18 protein-coding genes are annotated in these 17,963 nt (G+C 45.5%); 7 read left to right on the top strand and 11 right to left on the bottom strand.

Annotated features, from left to right (window positions below):
- Window positions 1-238 precede the first annotated feature (238 nt).
- From nrdD to KV201_RS15730, 5 genes are all read left to right on the top strand, one after another.
- Window positions 239-2,356: an anaerobic ribonucleoside-triphosphate reductase gene (gene nrdD, locus KV201_RS15750; protein WP_226059878.1), complete on the top strand. Its 2,118-nt coding sequence runs from the start codon at window positions 239-241 to the stop codon at window positions 2,354-2,356.
- 113 nt (window positions 2,357-2,469) lie between these two features.
- Window positions 2,470-2,931 (top strand): anaerobic ribonucleoside-triphosphate reductase-activating protein, encoded by a 462-nt coding sequence (nrdG, locus tag KV201_RS15745; protein ID WP_226059892.1) that lies wholly within the window; start codon window positions 2,470-2,472, stop codon window positions 2,929-2,931.
- A gap of 114 nt (window positions 2,932-3,045) precedes the next feature.
- The gene (locus tag KV201_RS15740) at window positions 3,046-3,402 is read left to right on the top strand and encodes a YibL family ribosome-associated protein (protein ID WP_006081182.1); all 357 of its coding nucleotides are present in this window, start codon (window positions 3,046-3,048) and stop codon (window positions 3,400-3,402) included.
- 273 nt (window positions 3,403-3,675) lie between these two features.
- On the top strand, window positions 3,676-4,290 hold the full coding sequence (gene ribA, locus KV201_RS15735) for a GTP cyclohydrolase II (RefSeq protein WP_006087423.1): 615 nt from the start codon (window positions 3,676-3,678) through the stop codon (window positions 4,288-4,290).
- 57 nt (window positions 4,291-4,347) lie between these two features.
- A complete protein-coding gene (locus KV201_RS15730) occupies window positions 4,348-5,325 on the top strand; it encodes a hypothetical protein (RefSeq protein ID WP_226059877.1) in 978 nt (325 codons plus the stop codon).
- Window positions 5,326-5,386: 61 nt separating this feature from the next.
- Here the strand turns inward: KV201_RS15730 and KV201_RS15725 are convergent, their stop codons facing one another.
- The 5 genes from KV201_RS15725 to KV201_RS15705 all read right to left on the bottom strand — a co-directional run bounded on the left by KV201_RS15725 (window position 5,387) and on the right by KV201_RS15705 (window position 10,762).
- Entirely contained in the window at window positions 5,387-5,842 is a 456-nt protein-coding gene (locus KV201_RS15725) for a FlxA-like family protein (RefSeq protein ID WP_226059876.1), read from the bottom strand.
- A gap of 292 nt (window positions 5,843-6,134) precedes the next feature.
- The gene (locus tag KV201_RS15720; RefSeq protein WP_226059875.1) at window positions 6,135-6,518 is read right to left on the bottom strand and encodes a VF530 family DNA-binding protein; all 384 of its coding nucleotides are present in this window, start codon (window positions 6,516-6,518) and stop codon (window positions 6,135-6,137) included.
- A gap of 181 nt (window positions 6,519-6,699) precedes the next feature.
- Complete coding sequence (locus KV201_RS15715; protein WP_226059874.1) at window positions 6,700-8,160, bottom strand: carbon starvation protein A; 1,461 nt, start codon at window positions 8,158-8,160, stop codon at window positions 6,700-6,702.
- 197 nt (window positions 8,161-8,357) lie between these two features.
- On the bottom strand, window positions 8,358-9,068 hold the full coding sequence (gene btsR / locus KV201_RS15710; RefSeq protein WP_006081188.1) for a two-component system response regulator BtsR: 711 nt from the start codon (window positions 9,066-9,068) through the stop codon (window positions 8,358-8,360).
- Window positions 9,065-10,762, bottom strand: coding sequence for a sensor histidine kinase (locus tag KV201_RS15705; RefSeq protein ID WP_226059873.1), 1,698 nt, complete (start codon window positions 10,760-10,762; stop codon window positions 9,065-9,067). Before KV201_RS15705 ends, btsR begins: the two co-directional genes overlap by 4 nt.
- Window positions 10,763-10,890: 128 nt before the next feature.
- On the opposite strand from KV201_RS15705, the gene KV201_RS15700 reads away from it, so the two are divergent.
- Complete coding sequence (locus tag KV201_RS15700) at window positions 10,891-11,133, top strand: YecH family metal-binding protein (protein ID WP_115334993.1); 243 nt, start codon at window positions 10,891-10,893, stop codon at window positions 11,131-11,133.
- 289 nt (window positions 11,134-11,422) lie between these two features.
- Here the strand turns inward: KV201_RS15700 and KV201_RS15695 are convergent, their stop codons facing one another.
- The 6 genes from KV201_RS15695 to KV201_RS15670 all read right to left on the bottom strand — a co-directional run bounded on the left by KV201_RS15695 (window position 11,423) and on the right by KV201_RS15670 (window position 15,535).
- Window positions 11,423-11,767: a hypothetical protein gene (locus KV201_RS15695; protein WP_006081191.1), complete on the bottom strand. Its 345-nt coding sequence runs from the start codon at window positions 11,765-11,767 to the stop codon at window positions 11,423-11,425.
- Entirely contained in the window at window positions 11,754-12,422 is a 669-nt protein-coding gene (locus KV201_RS15690; protein WP_006087431.1) for an AAA family ATPase, read from the bottom strand. Before KV201_RS15690 ends, KV201_RS15695 begins: the two co-directional genes overlap by 14 nt.
- 76 nt (window positions 12,423-12,498) lie before the next feature.
- Entirely contained in the window at window positions 12,499-12,801 is a 303-nt protein-coding gene (locus KV201_RS15685) for a PilZ domain-containing protein (RefSeq protein ID WP_226059872.1), read from the bottom strand.
- 158 nt (window positions 12,802-12,959) lie between these two features.
- Window positions 12,960-13,364, bottom strand: coding sequence for a phosphate-starvation-inducible protein PsiE (locus tag KV201_RS15680; RefSeq protein ID WP_006081194.1), 405 nt, complete (start codon window positions 13,362-13,364; stop codon window positions 12,960-12,962).
- Window positions 13,365-13,502: 138 nt separating this feature from the next.
- Window positions 13,503-14,675 carry an NnrS family protein gene (locus KV201_RS15675; protein WP_226059871.1) on the bottom strand — a complete coding sequence of 391 codons (1,173 nt, stop codon included), beginning with the start codon at window positions 14,673-14,675 and terminating at the stop codon, window positions 13,503-13,505.
- A 350-nt stretch (window positions 14,676-15,025) separates the two neighbouring features.
- Entirely contained in the window at window positions 15,026-15,535 is a 510-nt protein-coding gene (locus KV201_RS15670) for a DUF2062 domain-containing protein (RefSeq protein ID WP_006087434.1), read from the bottom strand.
- 32 nt (window positions 15,536-15,567) lie between these two features.
- On the opposite strand from KV201_RS15670, the gene KV201_RS15665 reads away from it, so the two are divergent.
- Window positions 15,568-17,937, top strand: a complete 2,370-nt coding sequence (locus tag KV201_RS15665) for a DNA internalization-related competence protein ComEC/Rec2 (RefSeq protein ID WP_226059870.1) — start codon at window positions 15,568-15,570, stop codon at window positions 17,935-17,937.
- Window positions 17,938-17,963: the final 26 nt, after the last annotated feature.

The raw sequence follows: 17,963 nt of genomic DNA, 5'->3' as shown, positions 1-17,963 counted from the left end.
CATCACTGATTTCAGGCATCAACTAGCTGGGTTTAATCAGCAGGTCAAGGCGCAATTTTCAGATAATTGGGCCTAGCTGCAGTTCTGGTTTGTTCTTTTATTTCATCCTAAAAACTATGATCTGGATCATGGACGCCTCACCGTCGTTGTAGCCTAATGCTCTACATATTGTGTTTTATGCTTTTAAAATCACTAGATGTAGTGTTAATTTTTAGGCGAGATGGAGAGGAACTGAACAATGCCAGTCGTAATTAAGCGTGATGGTTGCCGCACACCTTTTGATGAAACAAGGATACGGGATGCAGTGAATGCCGCTGCAAACTCAGTTGGGATAGAGGATGGCGACTATGCAGCGACAGTGGCAGCGTGTATCAGTCAAAGCGTTGCGACCTTAACCGAAGTTGATATCCATCATCTACAGGATGCGGTTGAGAATTTACTGATGGAAGGGCCGTATAAGTCCTTGGCGCGAGTTTATATCGAATACCGTCACGACCGAGATGTGTGCCGTGAAGCGACCAGTAAACTCAACCTCGAAATCCGTGGTTTAGTCGAGCAAAGTAATGCGGCGTTACTCAATGAAAATGCCAATAAAGATTCGAAAGTTATCCCAACTCAGCGTGATTTGCTCGCGGGCATAGTCGCCAAACATTATGCCAAGAGTCATATCTTGCCAAAAGATGTGGTTGCTGCCCATGAAGCGGGGGAGATCCACTACCACGACTTAGATTACTCGCCATTTTTCCCGATGTTTAACTGCATGTTGATTGATTTGGCCGGCATGTTGACCCATGGCTTTAAAATGGGCAATGCCGAAATCGAAACCCCAAAGTCTATTTCAACGGCGACAGCCGTCACCGCACAGATCATTGCCCAAGTGGCGAGCCATATTTATGGCGGCACGACCATCAATCGTATCGACGAAGTGTTAGCGCCATTTGTTGCTAAGAGCTACGACAAACATTACCAAATCGCCCTGAATTGGAAGATAACCGACGCCAAAGCTTTTGCCACGGCGCAAACTGAAAAAGAATGTCACGATGCATTTCAGTCTTTGGAATATGAGGTTAATACCTTGCATACCGCCAATGGCCAAACACCGTTCGTGACCTTTGGCTTTGGGTTGGGCACTTCGTGGGAATCCCGCTTAATTCAGCAATCTATGCTGAAAGTACGGATGGCGGGATTAGGTAAAAATCGTAAGACGGCAGTTTTTCCTAAGTTAGTGTTTGCGATTCGTGATGGCATTAATCACAAAGTTGGCGATTGCAATTACGATGTCAAACAGATGGCACTCAAATGCGCAACTATGCGCATGTATCCCGACATTCTCAATTACGAGCAAGTCGAGAAAGTCACAGGTTCATTTAAAACCCCAATGGGTTGCCGCAGCTTTTTAGGCACCTATGAGGAAAATGGCGAGCTCGTGCATGAAGGACGTAATAATCTTGGAGTCGTTAGTTTAAATCTGCCGCGGATTGCCTTGGAAGCTAAGGGTGATGAAGCGGAATTTTATCATCTTTTAGATGACAGATTAGTCTTAGCCCGTAAAGCGTTAGATACTCGCATTGAGCGACTCAATGGCGTTAAAGCCCGTGTGGCACCTATCCTCTATATGGAAGGGGCCTGTGGTGTGCGTTTACGCGCCGATGATGATGTTTCTCAAATCTTTAAAAATGGTCGCGCTTCGATTTCACTCGGTTACATTGGCCTGCATGAAACCATGAATGCACTCTATGGTACCCAAACCCATGTATTTGACGATGCACAATTAAGGGACAAAGCCGTAGCTATTGTTGCCTATCTTAAAGCCGCCACGGATGCGTGGAAGGCTGAAACAGGTTATGGCTTTAGTCTGTATAGCACGCCAAGTGAGAGTCTCTGCAGCCGTTTTTGTAAACTGGATGCGAAGCAATTTGGCCTAGTCACAGGTGTGACGGACAAGGGCTATTACACTAATAGTTTCCACCTTGATGTGGAAAAAAGTGTAAATCCTTACGATAAAATTGATTTTGAACAGCCATATCCTGCTATCGCGAACGGCGGCTTTATTTGTTATGGCGAATATCCCAACATGCAGCATAACCTCGAAGCGCTGGAAAACGTGTGGGATTATAGTTATAGCCGCGTGCCTTACTATGGCACTAACACGCCAATTGATGAATGCTACGACTGTGGCTTTACTGGCGAATTTAGCTGTACCAGTAAAGGGTTCACTTGCCCTAAGTGCGGCAACCATGAGCCAAGTCGAGTGTCAGTGACGCGCCGAGTGTGCGGTTACTTAGGCAGCCCAGATGCGCGGCCCTTTAATTATGGTAAACAGGAAGAAGTAAAACGTAGGATCAAACACTTGTAACACTAATATTTTATCCTGCCTGTTGGACTTATTCCGTGGCATCACGTGGCATAAATAGTGCCATGGGATAAGTCCCAATGTTAAAAGATGAAATGCACTATGAAGTACTATCAATGAATTACCATCAATATTTCCCTATCGATGTGGTCAATGGCCCTGGTACGCGTGCGACCTTGTTTGTCTCTGGCTGCGAGCACCTGTGCCGAGGTTGTTACAATCAAAGTACTTGGGATCCCCGTTCTAGGCATGTGTTTGATAGGACGATGGAAGATAGGATGATTGCCGATCTCAATGATAAGCGGATTGTGCGCCGTGGTTTATCTCTCTCGGGGGGCGATCCTTTATTGCCTGTCAATCTCGGTGCCATTTTGGCGCTCGTCAAACGAGTCAAGGCTGAGTGTAAGGGGAAGGATATTTGGCTGTGGACGGGTTATGTGCTTAATGAGTTGAGTGATGAACAGCGCGCCGTGTTGGCCTATATTGATGTACTGGTGGATGGCAAATTTGAACAAAGTCTTGCCGATCCAAGTCTCGTATTTCGCGGCAGCAGCAATCAGATCATTCGTTTGTTATAAAAGCGGTAACGAGGATCTGTAACTTGCTGCTATAATCTCAGGCCTTGACACAGATGCTAGCATAATCAGGCTAAGATTTTACTGTGGCTAACTTAGGTAATTTAAGGTAACAGAATGAATTTAAAGCAAGAACTGCAGCAGCTTAACGATAAATTAGATAAATTTCGTCGTAAACTTGCTGCGGCTGAACAAAGAGGCGATGACGTCATTATTGCCCAGTTCAAGCGCGAAATCGCTGCAGTCACTAAGCAAATTGGCAGTGTGAAAGGCCAACAAACCCGCTTATTGAATAAGCAAGGTTCAGATATCAAAGGTTTGTCTTTCCATCGCGCTTTGACTAAAGATGAACAAGCGGACATGGGCAAACTGAAAAAGTCTGTCAAAGGTCTTGTGGTGATCCACCCTATGACGGCTATCGGCCGTGAAATGGGGCTAAAGGAAGTCACTGGATACGCGCCCGCAAAATTTTAATGTGGGTTAGGCTGTCACTAACACGGGATCGAGTGTCGATCGCGTGTTTGTGCGCCTAGTACTTTATGCACTGCTTCGTTTTAATCCATTCCTTCGTGCTGCCCATCGAAAATGACACTCATGTTTGGTTTAGTTGATTAAAACACTAAAGTATTTCTTGATTGTTCAAAAACACTTTACAATAGTGTGCTTAGTTGGCTAAGTGCCTAATCCTCGTTTGTTTCTAGGGATCTTATTCGTCTCATGGAATGAGAGTTGTCGTTAAGGTTAAGTATGTCGATAAAATATGTCGCGACGTCAAAGTTACCCACTCCTTGGGGCGTGTTTGCCATGCATGGTTTTGAAGATACAGAATCAGGCAAAGAGCATGTTGCGCTCACATTCGGTACGCTCAGTGCGGATGAACCTGTGTTGGGTCGAATTCATTCCGAGTGTTTAACTGGTGATGCGTTATTTAGCTTGCGTTGTGACTGTGGTTTTCAGTTACAAGCGGCGATGCAAAATATTGCAGAAACGGGCAGTGGCTTTATCCTTTATTTGCGCCAAGAAGGCCGTGGCATTGGTTTGTTGAATAAAATCCGCGCCTACGAGCTGCAAGATAAAGGTGCCAACACTGTTGAAGCCAACGAGCAACTGGGCTTCGAAGCCGATATGCGTAAATACGACATGATCAAACCTATGCTGGAACAGATAGGCGTGAAGCATGTGCGTTTGATGACCAATAACCCTCGTAAAGTGAAAGCGATGAAGGAGTTTGGCATCGAAGTGGTTGAGCGCGTACCGCTGCAAGTTGGTAAGAATCGTTACAACGAAGCCTACTTAAAAACCAAATCCACTGAGCTTGGGCACATGATGTCTGAATATCATTTTATGGATGAAAATAAGTAGCTTTGTATTTATGATGGGTCGACCGATTGAGTCAGAAATGAGTAAGGTTTAAGTCAATTGAGCCATTTTTTCAGTCGGTTGCCATTATGTTTGTCGTTAACTTGCTTAGTATTTCTGAGCATTGTTCCTGCCGTTTTCGCCAATAGTGCATCCCCCGCCAATACGTTTACACCTGCGACACTTACATCGGCGTCTCAAGCAAATGATGCTGGCGTGTCTGTTGATCCTGTTTCTATCAGTCACGTGCCTAGCAGTAATGCCAATGGCAGCAATCCGATAGAGTCGAGCAGTAATCCCAATTCTGTTTATGCCTTTGGTAGTTATCTCGGCACAGGGGTTTACCGCGCCGCCAACCAAAATGCGACCGTGGTCAGTATTCCGTTAAGTTTTGGTTTAAAGAAAGATAGCGGAAGCCAGACTTGGTTACGTTTACCCATCTCCTTCGGCTTTTTTGATTATTTAGCCAAAGATATCACCGAAGGCGAGTTACCGTCGTCGATAGGCACTATGACCATTACCCCAGGTTTTGAGCACCACTGGCAGGCGAGCGAAAACACTCGAATGGAAGGGTATTTAGATATCGGTTTTGGTACTAACTTCGATAAAAACGATAACGTTGCCATTATCGCCTCAGGGATCAGTAGCTTGTATGATTTCACCCTTGCTGGGCAAGATGGGGTGTGGGTGTCGAGATTACGCTTTGCCGGGTACAGTGAGCACTATGGCAAGTTTGCCGATCAATTTGCGGTGTTACAAACTGGCGTTGATTTAGGATTAGCGCCGCGCTGGCAATGGTGGGATCTGCAGGTGCAACCAAGGATCTTTGCTGTGGGTTATTGGTATTTCAATGAGCTCAGATTTATCAGCGAGATAGAGCAAGATACCATAGTTTCAGGCAGTTATGAGGCTGGTTTTTCCCTCGCGTTTTCTAAGCCCCTTGGGGGCGAATTGCTGGGTGTTGATCGTATTGGATTCAGCTATCGCCGTGGTGATGGATTGAACATTTGGCGTTTGATGTTCAGCTTTCCCATCTAAGCAAAGCGGGTGAATAATTGTCGGTTGATTTTGTACAGGCTTGGTAACTAAACTATTTTAGTTAATCTGACTTTTTACTATCTTGCATCTTTTTATCCAACAAGGTAGCGATTTGACCACTAAGTAACATTATTTGTTCTTGCAGCATCTTACGTTGCTGATCTGCAGCTTCTGAGTCATCTCCCTTAAGCTTGGCTAGCATCTCTTGTAATTCTTTGATTTGCTCTTTTATCTTTTTGATTTGCTCGTCAATTAACGTCAGGGGTTCCTCTTCTGTTGTTGTGACTTCAGTTTCATTTTTTTTAGCCAAGGCTTTCTCTCTCAAAGGGGTCCCGAAGTCGTTGGATAAAGCCGCGCGGCCCGCATTAGAAATGGAGACAGTGTCCTGGGTATCTTGTGAGTCAGCGGACTCACTATTCGCTGTTTGTGCGGTGGCTGGTGTCGCTGCGATATATGCGCTTGATATGGCGGTGAAAGCTGAGCCAGTTGCGCTACTGTTTATTCCATTAATATTCATTTAACACTCCATTGATGCAAACTGCGTTGATACTCAAGTCACTATAACAGTCGGTATCGGCCATAGATTTGAAAACTGAAGTCAATTTTTGGTTGTTCAGCTAAAAAGAGTGCAAGCTATTGGTTCAAAATCGATAAGTGAGCGCTATTCGCCGCCAATAGATTAGCGCAAATAGATTGAGGCTGTAGGTGAGTACAAATAGGTTCGTGAAAATCGATTAGTAATAGATTCATCACGATAGTACAGCCCTTATACTAGGGCTGTTTACGTTTTATGGCAGCAGAGGCGAGGATTAATTATTGCCCCAAATATGGCTGTTTACTGTGCCATCTGAGCTGGATTTATCGCCTTTAGCCGGTTTTTCGGGAGCGGTTTGAGTGGGTTTTTTAGTCGCGATTTTTGCCGCAGGCTTCTTAGCGGCTTGACTCGCTTCTGCTTTAGGTGGCGGTAACGGTAATTTGTTGGCTCTTAAATAAAGATATTCGACTTTATCCCGCGCCCACTCTGTTTTTCTTAAAAAACGTAAACTGGATTTGATACTGGGATCGTGGGTAAAACAGCGGATATTAATTCTTTCACCTAATTCTTCCCAGCCGTATTTCTCGACTAAGTAAGTGATGATCGTTTCCAGTTTAATGCCGTGGAGCGGGTTATTCGATTGATTCATATTATGCATGTTGCAGTGTGCTATGGCGGGAGTATAGCAGTTTTGTATGCCTGATACAGTGTGCAATGGTATCGAGTCAAGCCTGAATACCTTGCTAGCTCACACCAGAGTCTGCAGTTATTGGTGGAGCAGTATGATCAAAACAGGCGCAATAAAGCGCCTGTTTTAGCTTGGTCATTCGGACTGTTTACTAGTCCTTGGCTGTTTCTTTAAGCTCAGTTTCTACCGGTAAATCAATCTCACCTTTACCTTTGGTTTTAACAATCAACAGCGCTGTAATCACTAAGGTGGTGACCACGCCCGCTATGGTTGATACCGTCATAGGTAAGCCTGCACCTAAGGTTGACGAGTTCAGCAGGAAGGTGATGACCACTGTGGTCATAAACATCGCTGGAATAGTCGCAATCCAATGCAGTTTGTTATGGCGTAACAAGTAAGCCGAAGCCGTCCACAGCATTAATACCGCGGTGGTTTGGTTTGCCACACCGAAGTAGCGCCAAATGACACCAAAATCCACTTGAGTCAACATACCGCCGATAACAAACAGTGGGAGAGCTAACACTAAGCGTTTTGGCAGTGAGATTTGTGGCATGTTGAAAAATTCAGCCAGAATCAAACGCGCAGAGCGGAAAGCCGTATCACCTGAAGTAATCGGCAGAATAATTACACCTAGGATAGCCATAAAGCCACCGACAGCGCCTAACAGACCAGTAGAAGCCTCATAGACCACGTTGGCAGGGTTGCCTGACATGCCCGCACTTAAGCCTTCAACACCGCCGAAGTATGACAATGCAATCGCACACCAAAGCAGTGCAATAATGCCTTCGCCAATCATAGCGCCAAAGAAGACGAAGCGACCATTGGTTTCGTTTTCAACGCAGCGTGCCATTAATGGTGATTGAGTTGCATGGAAACCTGATACCGCGCCACAGGCGATGGTGATGAATAGCGCAGGCCAAAGTGGCATGTCATTTGGATTTAAGTTTTGGAAGAAATCGCCCGCTTGTACGTTAGGCAGTAAGGTGTGCTCGCTTGATAGGATAATCGCGAAAGCCAGACCGAACGACATGAAGAACAGTAAAGCGCCAAAGAAGGGGTACAGACGACCGATAATTTTATCGACTGGCACCACAGTTGCGATCAGGTAGTAGACGAAGATAATGCCGACGAAAATACTGACGTCCCAACCGGTAAGCTTGCCCAGTAAACCTGCAGGCGCAGAGATAAAGACCACGCCAACCAGCAGTAACAGCACGATAGCAAACACGTTCATGAAGTGTTTGGCACTCTTTCCTAAATATTTACCCGCAAGGTTTGGCACAGATTGGCCACCGTTGCGTACTGACAACATGCCAGAGAAGTAGTCATGCACGGCACCCGCAAAGATACAGTCAACCACAATCCACAACATGGCCGCAGGACCATAGAGTGCACCTAAGATAGGTCCAAAAATTGGGCCTACGCCTGCGATGTTTAATAATTGAATTAAATAGACTTTACCCTTAGACATAGGCACAAAGTCGACGCCATCAGTTTGAGCGAAAGCGGGTGTTTGACGATTAGCGTTAATGCCGAAGACTTTCTCGACAAAGGCGCCATAGATAAAGTAGCCGCCGATCAGCAGACCGACACAGAGTAGGAACCACATCATTTTTGTTATCTCCCCATTTGAGTTCTGGCGAGTGTAAACAAGTTGTTGATATAAAACTTCGCAATCTTAATGAGTGGTCGAAAATGCAGGGTGAGCGGTAATTAGTGGGCTTGAGTGGTTGCAATCGTATGTTAACGGCGGGTGTTGTTGGCCATCTTATGGTTAAAAACATGCCGTTAAGATGGCTTTTTCTTGAGTTATTGGAAGCCGAACAGCTGTTTAAGGCTCTTAAGATAACGCCGTGAGACGGGCACTTTATCCCCTGAGTGGGTGGTGACTTCGGCGCCCGTGTCTAATAGTTCAATTTCGGCAATCGCCTTAGGTGAAATCAAATACTGCCGATGGCAGCGCACCAGTGGGGTTTTTTCTTCAAACACTTTTAAGGTCAATTGGGTATGGACTTTGCCTTTCGTACTGGCCACATGGATGCCGCTCAAATCACTGAACACATATTCCACATCTTGGATTGCAATCACCTTGAGTTTATTGCCGCTGTAACAGGGAATATGTTCCAGACGCTTTGGGGTAATGGGATCCATAATTTGAGGCGTCAGATTTTTACGCACCCGAGTGAGGGTTTTACTAAGTCTCTCGGCATCTATCGGTTTAAGTAAATAATCGAAGGCATGGTTATCGAAGGCCTTGACGGCAAACTCGTCGTAAGCGGTAACAAACACAATTTTCGGCATGTTATCAGGGTCGAGCATAGCGATAAGTTCCATGCCCGAAATGCGCGGCATTTGGATATCGAGAAAAATTAACTGAGGTTTTTCTTTGGCTATGCTTTGCAACGCCTCGATGGCATTAGCGCATTGACCAACAATTTCAATGTCGTGTTCTTGCCCCAAAAGATCGGCTAATTCTTCACGAGCAAACAGTTCATCATCGACAATTAAACAAGTGATCACGTGCGGGTGTCCATATTGGATATCTCAGGGCTTTCTATGGGTAATCTTATGGTGACACGAGTCAATTCATCGGCTTCGCACTCCACAGTGACACCATATTGTTCGCCAAAAATATTTTGAATGCGTTTATGCACTAAGTTCATCCCTAGGCCTTCAGAGCCCTCAACGGGCTGATATAATCCGGCATTGTCTGTGACTTCTAATTCCAGCACATCATTTTCGAGCTTGCCCGTCACTTTGATCTGCCCTTGCTCTATCATGTGCGAAGTGCCGTGCTTTACCGCATTCTCAATAATCGGCTGCAGGGTAAAGGCCGGTACTTTGCAGTGGTAGAGTGATTCAGGTATCGCGATACTGACTTGTAATTTATCAATAAAACGCGCTTTTTCAATGGTGAGATAGGACGCGATGTGATCTAGCTCATCCCCAAGCGTCACTAAGCCTGTCGTTCGCTTCAAATTAATCCGTAAAAATTGAGATAACTGCTGCAGCAACTGCTTAGACATATCGGGATCGCGCTTGATAATCGCGCTAATAGTATTGAGTGCATTGAACAGAAAGTGCGGATTAACCTGCGCTTGCAGTAATTTTAATTCGGCTTGAGTCAGCAGATTTTGCTGTTGCTCAAACCGGCCATAAAGTATTTGGTTGGATAACAGACGGGCAATACCTTCACCTAAGGTGCGGTTAATATTCAAAAAAAGTTTATTTTTCGGCTCGTAGAGTTTGATGGTACCAATGACTTCGGTATCACTGCGCAGCGGGATCACAAGACTCGACCCTAAGCGGCAGTTGCTTGAAATAGAACATGAATAGGGCATTTCAACGCCATCGGCGAACATGACTTTATTTTGATTGATCGCCTCTAAGGTGATCTTGGAAGAAATTGGCGTACCAGGCAGATGATGATCGGCACCTATGCCAATAAAAGCCAACAGTTTTTCCCTGTCAGTGATGGCTACTGCGCCCACATTGGTTTCTTCTATGACGATTTTGGCGACACGGCTACTGCTTTCTTCGTTAAATCCTTTGGATAGGAGTCCGACACTGCGTTCGGCTATCTTTAATGCTTTAGTTGAAAAACTGGAGGAGAGTTTATCGAACATGGTTTTTTGGTCGCGGATCATGCTCATAAAGAGTGCCGCTCCCACTGAATTGACTAACAACATGGGCGGCGCGATTTGGCGCACTAATTCCCACGCATCATCGAAGGGGCGGGCGACCAGTAAGATGATGCTCATTTGCATCATTTCGGCATAAAAAGTCACTAGGCAAACGAGTAATGGATTGTAGATAAGCTCACTTTTACCCGCACGTCTTAAGTAGAAGCTTATCATCCCTGCGGATAAGCCTTCTAAGGTGGTGGAAATGGCGCAGGCTATTTCCGTAAAGCCGCCCATACTGTAGCGGTGAAGGCCACCTGTTAGTCCTACCAGAAAACCGGTAACGGGCCCGCCAAGTAATCCACCTAACACTGCGCCCATAGCACGGGTGTTGGCAATCGCGCCTGATGTTTGCTCACCAAAATAGGTGGCCATGATGCAGAAACTTGAAAAAATCAGATACATAAAAATCTTATGTGGCAGACGCGGGGAGGTTTCGGCAAACAGTTTAAACAGCGGCGTTTTACTGACTAAGTAAACGATCACTAAGTACAGCGACATCTGTTGGGTCAATAATAGGATTAAAGACATAATGGCTCACATTATCGTCACAGATGTCAGCGCAGTGGTATCAATTAGAAAGTCTGTGCGCGAGATCAGGGTTCAAATTCTACCGTTAGGATATAAAGAACAATAATATTGCATCTTTAGGAGGACATATGTCCAATTCTGTTCACGGTCATGATGTTATGGCGCTGATGGTAGCGCAAGGGGCCGCTATTATAAAGCCTGAATTATTATGCCTTATGGGACAAAAGTTTGGCTTTGCGGCTCGATACCATACGTGTAGTGCCGCCGATCTTAGTGCTGAAGCATTGATTCAGTTACTCATAGGTAAAGGTAAGTTTCACGAAACGCCCCAAGGCATTGAACTGGCCGCCGGGAGAACGTGTGAGCACTAACCTATTGTGGCCCTACATATTTTGACGATGGCGTAACAGTCATAAGAGAGCGTAACAGTAATACGAGATTGTAATCAGAGTGTGGTAATCGTTTGACCATAGTTCGACACCTAGCGAGACTGATTTTACTGATTGGGTTTATCACCTTAGAAGCTTAAGCGAGAAGTACCAGTATTAGGTTTAAGCCTAAGTTTCCCAAATTTCTTGAGGTTTAGCTATCTTGAGTTTGAGCTTAAGGCAGCATGGAGCTCAGGATTCTAAAAGCTCTGATTCCTTGAATCCCTGAAACTTAGGTTTCGTCGTGGCGTTTATTGGCAATTTGGTCCTGCTGAGCGGGGGTGAGTTGGCTAAACTCATGGATCAAAATACGCAGTAAGCGAGATTTTGCAATGCTGGTGGATTTCGATAGGGAATCGAGCTGAGCAATACTCTTCTCTGTCAGGGTAAAGGTAGCGTGGCGATAAATCTTAGTCGACTTTTTATCTAAGCCCTTAACTATCGCTTGAGTCTGAGCCGCGGCTAATAAACTCGCCTTACCTAAGGCGTAGTTATTGGCATCTTCAATGAAATCATCGACAGAAACCGGCTTGATGATTTGCTTCGGTTTCTTACGTTTAAGATCAGTTAAGCTCATAGCTATTTTCTGGTGGCATGGCGAATAACTCATCCGTTATGGCGCGGATCTCATCGGCTGCTTTACCATCGGGTTCGATTTCAACCACAGAGGAGCCTTTTTCTTCACTGTCATCATAAATATTTCGACAAAAGGTGACAGAATTCAACACCCTTAACCCAAAGGACTGCACTACATCTTTGGCTTCTAAAATACGTTTAAATTGTGTGGGAAGCGCAGGGCATTGGGTTAGCACTATAGTGGCGATCATTTTAGGATTTACCATCTTACAAGTGCTGAGCATGTCTTCCATGTGGGGTAATGTCTTAAGATCGCGTCTTTTAGGTCTGAGGGGAATGACAACATAGGTGGCTACCGACATGGCTGCGCGCATGGCTAAGTTATCCTGACCACCACAGTCTACAATCACGTAATCAAAACGCTCATTGAGGCTGAGTAAATCATTGCGAATTTTACCATAAAGCTGAATGCAGTTAATGCTGGGCAGACTGGGATCATTATTTCTTGCTTGGATCCAATCTGAAGTGGTGCGCTGGGGATCACAATCGACCATGAGGACGTTTGCTTGAAATTTTTGCTTAATATAAACGGCAAGATTTTGAGCGAGACAACTTTTTCCGCTACCACCTTTTTCACCACCTACCAGCAAGATCATAGTGACGCCCCTTCATGAATCGTTCAATTCATTGAGTGTAGAACAGACCCATTAAACCTGCGAAATTTAAGTTAAATTAAAGCAGTTGCATGGCTATGTGGTAGCTTTGGTCGTGGCATTTTGCGCAGCGGCAAACTTGTCCTTTGACGGTATTTTGTTGTGTGGTATCGGGATTAAAGGTCACTTCGATGAGTTCGCCCAGTGCAAAGGGACGTTTATAATCGAATAAAATACCGCGTCTTGCTAAGTCAATACACACGCCGTCATCGGTTTGCTTCATGCCTTGCGCGTCGACCCAATGTAAGGCGACACGCTCCGCTTCCATGTCCACTCGCAGTGATGTGCGTTTTTCTTCAAAACCAGTAGTATGGTCACCCATAACTCAATTGCCCCGTAAATTATTGATCTCAGTAAAACTAGCATAATTGCTTTTTGGCAGAATACCAATGTGAAAGCTAGGTCTTTGATAATAGTTTTAAAACGAGGACAGCAGGTGCTATTGAATAAGCCTTCAATAGCACCAACTCAGGTGCTTGATTAATTGTCGTATTCTTGGTTTTTAGGATAGGGCATTTTTAACTGACCCCAACGAATGACGATCACAGTTGCCGCTAAAATTAACGTCGACAGTGATATCGCGGCAATACGCCAATCTTCCATACTCTTCATATCTAAAATGAGATAACGAGCTAAGGCCACAATCGCGATATAAAGCGGCATACGCACGGGTAACTTACCGGATTCGTAGTAGTTCGCCACCATGGCTAAGACTTCTAAGAAAATAAATAACAGGAGTAAATCGGCTAATGCGACCATACGGACAGAAACAATATGCACAATTTCTTGGCCTATTGCGACGATAGTGGCAATAGCAATAACAAACAGGACTAAGTGTTCTACGGCTTTAAGGCTCTTAGAACCATATTGGTGATAAAATGGCATGGGCATTCCCTACTTGATGTTTTTATAAATAGTAACAGTAAAAATCAGCTTATAGGGAAAAGCTAGCCGCCGCTGTGTGACTTAATTCACAGATATGTTTAATCCTAAATGCAGCGCAAAGCTCAGTGTCAGTATGTTCTAACCGGGTCGACCATCAATTCTGGTTTGGCACAACATAGGCCCATAGCTGATGCAGAAACAGCCAAAGGCGATGACCCAAGATGTAATGGCGGCAAGTAGTAATGATGCTGACCATAGCGGGATAACTCCTGCCAATACTCGAAACACTGCCGCGAGCAGGATTAACCCAAAGGCATACTTCATTATGCTTGGCGGTTGCAGCGTGCGGCCAGTATGGCCTAACGAAACCCGCGCCATCATAGCTAAAATCATCCCAGCTAACCCGCCAACCGTTATCGCGTGCATACCAACGGATAAGGGGAGTCCAAAGGCTATCAGCGCTAAACCGAGTGGGATACACACATAACTAAGATGCAGTGACCAGAGTAAAGGGATGCTCAAGCTGGCATGCCAGCCCCAGCGATGCCAGCGCAGCAATAAAATCAGACTCGCAATCCCAGCCATGCAGCGGAGCAATATTTGCTCTTGCAGGATTAAGCTAATGACTAATCCAAAAAGACTGATAAAGCTCAGCCATTCGAGCACTGGCAGCGCAGTTTTACGCTGCCATTGGGTTGCGCGCTCGGTGAAAAAAGGGATCACTCGGCCGCCTAAAAGTGCGACTATGATGCTGATTAACACAACCGCGCCATATAAGCCTATGTTTATCCATTCAAATTGATTTGTTAGTACGCCGTAGTAACTCAGTGCATTCATTAGGGTGAGCAAGGTGAGAATGGGTATAAACACAAAGTTGCGCCATTGACGGACGCGGATCACTGCTTGGGCAAGTATTAACGCCGTTAGTGGCAAAAACAGTAAGTCGATAAACATGATAAGTGTGAAGGGAATCGCTAGCGGCATTAGCAATAATAGCCGTGGCAATAACCACACACTGAATAACCCTAACAACCCAACTCCTTTAATCCCAGCTTGGCCTGTCCAGTTTTGCACCGCAGTTAATAAAAAACCCGCGACCACGGCGCAGACAAATCCGAAAATCATTTCGTGACCATGCCACCAAAGTGGATTAACGGATTGCGGCAACAGATTGTTCCCTGAGAGAAATCCTCCCCAGATCCCTAATGCCAATACGCTGAATAAACTCGCAAACAGGAAAAAAGGCCGAAAGCCTAATCTGAATATGGCTATTCGTGGTTGTAAGTGTGCGGGCTCATCAATGTTCAACATAACAGGCTCTTGAGTATCTGACTAAATCTGTCGGATATTTTAAGCTGCAATTAAAATAAATGTATATATCCCAATATGAGTATTCCTCGTGCTGCATCTGTTTAAGACGCAAACTTAGTCTGCACAGATGGCGCTCAACATGAGAAGCGACAAACTCAAGCGTGAAAAGAGTGAGAGCGACAGACGTTAAAACGACAGGATGTAAAGCGTGTGGAAGCCAATAGATTGGAATGCACATTAGGCCGTGAAGGGCATAGGATAAGCTAAGATATTGATCCGCTTATACTGTTGCTTAGGTTAATTAGCCTTCGGCTAAAACTGCATCAGCATAAGCGGTGGGAAAGGCGAGGTTATTTATTCTTACGTTTTTGCCACTTAAACATAATGGAATATTTCCACAGATTGTTAATCAGCAAATAGCCCACTGCGGAAAAAATTACCCCGAGAACAAGGCATCCCAGTAAAAACGCCGGACCTATGGTGGCAAGCGAAGCTTCAATCCATTGCCAACTGGCTTCGAAGGCAAAATCTTGCGGCGCATGGCCGAGTATCTTAGCGCCGAGTAAATACGCGCCATAAAACATCACTGGCATAGTTAAGGGATTGGTTATCCAGACTAATGCGACAGAAACGGGAATATTAACGTTAAATAGAATGGCAAAAGCCGCAGCCACTACCATCTGAAATGGCATAGGGATCCAGGCGACAAATAATCCCACGGCGAATGCGCCAGGGGCGGATTTGCGATTTAGCGCCCACAAATTGGGATTATGTAATAAGCGTCCGAACATGCGTAAGTGTTTATGCTCACGCAAGGTTTCAGGCTTAGGCATAAATCTTTTGATTAATTTTTTTGGCATAGGCTGAAATTGCTGTCTTAACTTAATTCACTATGAATCGATTCATGTTTGGCTTTAGTGCCATCTTGTTATCAGCGATGTTGTGGCCTTCGCTGCCGCCAGTCAGTTATATACCCTACCTTGCTGTTGGGGCGTTAATTTTATACCGAAAAATCCCTGTCTGCGCAGGTGGACTCTTTGCAATGGCATGGCTAACTGGTTTTTGCTTAGGATTATCTAGGCAGGATCTTCCAGTGTTACAACAACCTATACAGGTTAGGGGCGAAATCATATCACTAGTTAGTCGAAACAGCGACTGGCTAAGTTTGGATATATCGGTCATTAAACCAAATTTAATCTTAGGGCCAAATGCAAAATTGCGACTCACGTGGAAAGGTCCGCCAGAAGTCGATGTCGGTCAGGTTTGGCAGTTTACCTTGATGCCTAAGCGTATTGCTAGCGTGTTAAATCAAGGTGGCTACAACGAGCAGAAACAATTAATCAGCCAACATGTTGTCGGTAAAGGGCGAGTGATAGAGGCACATTTACTTGCGGTTTCACCTTCACTGCGTAACGAGCTAATAAGTGCATTGACGCCTGAATTAGCCTCTTTGCCGCAAGGTGATATTCTACTCGCCTTACTTTTGGGTGATAAGCAGTTGATCTCAAAAGTGCGTTGGCAAGCATTACGACAGACAGGTACGGGTCATTTAGTGGCGATATCTGGCTTGCATCTTTCGGTCATAGCAGCATGGATTTACACATGCCTTTTGTTTGGCTTAAGTCGCTTAGTGCCACATCAGAGTCGGCGTAATATCACCCTTGCCTTAGTCGCAGCGGGCATAGGCGCCGCATTTTATGCCTATCTTGCTGGCTTTGGCATTTCGACGCAGCGTGCATTAGTGATGATTCTGCTGTTAATGCTGTTGAGTTTATTAAAGCGCTTTTCTACGGCGTGGGAGCGCTTATTATTCGCCCTGTTCATTGTATTGCTGCTTGATCCGCTCGCTTGTTTAAGTGCGGGATTTTGGCTGTCGTTTTGTGCCTTAGGCATCATCTTATACACCTTAGAAATCCAACCAAGGGAATTTACCCCCGCGTCGACTCGAAGGGCGCGTTTACGCACAGGGATGATGCAGTTTTGGGCTATCCAATGGCGCTTGAGTCTCGGGCTTGGATTACTGCAAGCAGCACTCTTTGGCGGCGTGAGTGTACACAGTCTGTGGATGAACATCTTGGCCGTGCCCTGGTTTAGCTTTGTAGTGATCCCCTTAGCCATGGCGGGATTTGTCTGCTGGTGGCTTGGGACGGCTTTGGGATTATCTCACTTCGGACTCTCTTCGCTTGGAGTACTGCGCCTCAGTGATTGGAGCTTATCGCCCTATGCGCAGTTGCTCGACATCAGCCAGCAATTACCCGCCCATTGGTTAGCACTCTCTGACAGCTTATTAGCCTTAGGATTCTGCGCGCTCGTTGGTGGTGTGTTATGGCGCTATGTGCCTAAGCATAAACACTATATTGCTTGGTTAAGCCTATTAAGTTTGTTGTTTATTCCCGCATTACTTTTTTGTATGACGCTATGGTCTCCCGTGCAAACCCATCGATGGACCATGCATTTACTCGATGTGGGCCAAGGTTTAACCGTGGTGATTGAAAAGAATGGCAGGGGTTTCATCTATGACACGGGCGCCGCCTTTGGTGATGATTTCAGTTATGCGAAGCGGGTGATATTGCCCTTTTTAAAAGCCAAAGGCATCCAAGAGATTGATTATATTGTTATCAGCCATAGCGATAACGATCATGCAGGCGGTGCGCCTGTCTTGATGGAGGCTTATCCCAAGGCATTGGTGATCACTGATGTGGCAGGCTTTAGCGGCCAAGATTGCCGCCCAAGGCAGATTCAATGGCAAGGATTGCGCCTTAACTTACTCTCGCCGCCTCAAGTGCTGGCGGGCAATAATGGCTCTTGTGTGGTGCGCATTGATGATGGCCTGCAGAGTCTGCTGCTCACCGGGGACATTGAAAAACAAACCGAAGCGGCACTATTACGTAGTGAATTAGGTGTAAGTCGTGAGCTAAGTGTGAGCGGTGATCTAAGTGGCCTAAACGAGTTACAAAGCGACGTGCTGGTGGCGCCGCACCATGGCAGCAAAACCTCGTCGACAGAGGCCTTTATCGATGCCGTAGCCCCTAAGTTAGTGCTTTTCCCTGCGGGTTTTGCTAATCGCTATGGTTTTCCTAAATCCACAGTGGTTGAGCGGTATCAGCGACGAGAGATAAGGAGCCTGACCACAGGGACAGAAGGGCAGATTAGTGTGATTTTTCAGCAGTCTGAGTTAGAGGTAAAGACCTATCGTGGTGATTTAGCGCCATTTTGGTACAACTCTCTGTTTAGATTTGGTGACTTGATTAATCCAGAGTAGAATGCCTACTTTGCCATAATTTAGTG

Source organism: Shewanella sp. SR1 (assembly GCF_020447145.1).
GTDB classification, from domain to species: Bacteria; Pseudomonadota; Gammaproteobacteria; order Enterobacterales; family Shewanellaceae; genus Shewanella; species Shewanella baltica.
The sequence above is the reverse complement of the archived record's forward strand: the minus strand, read 5'-3'. Positions and strand labels throughout refer to the sequence as shown.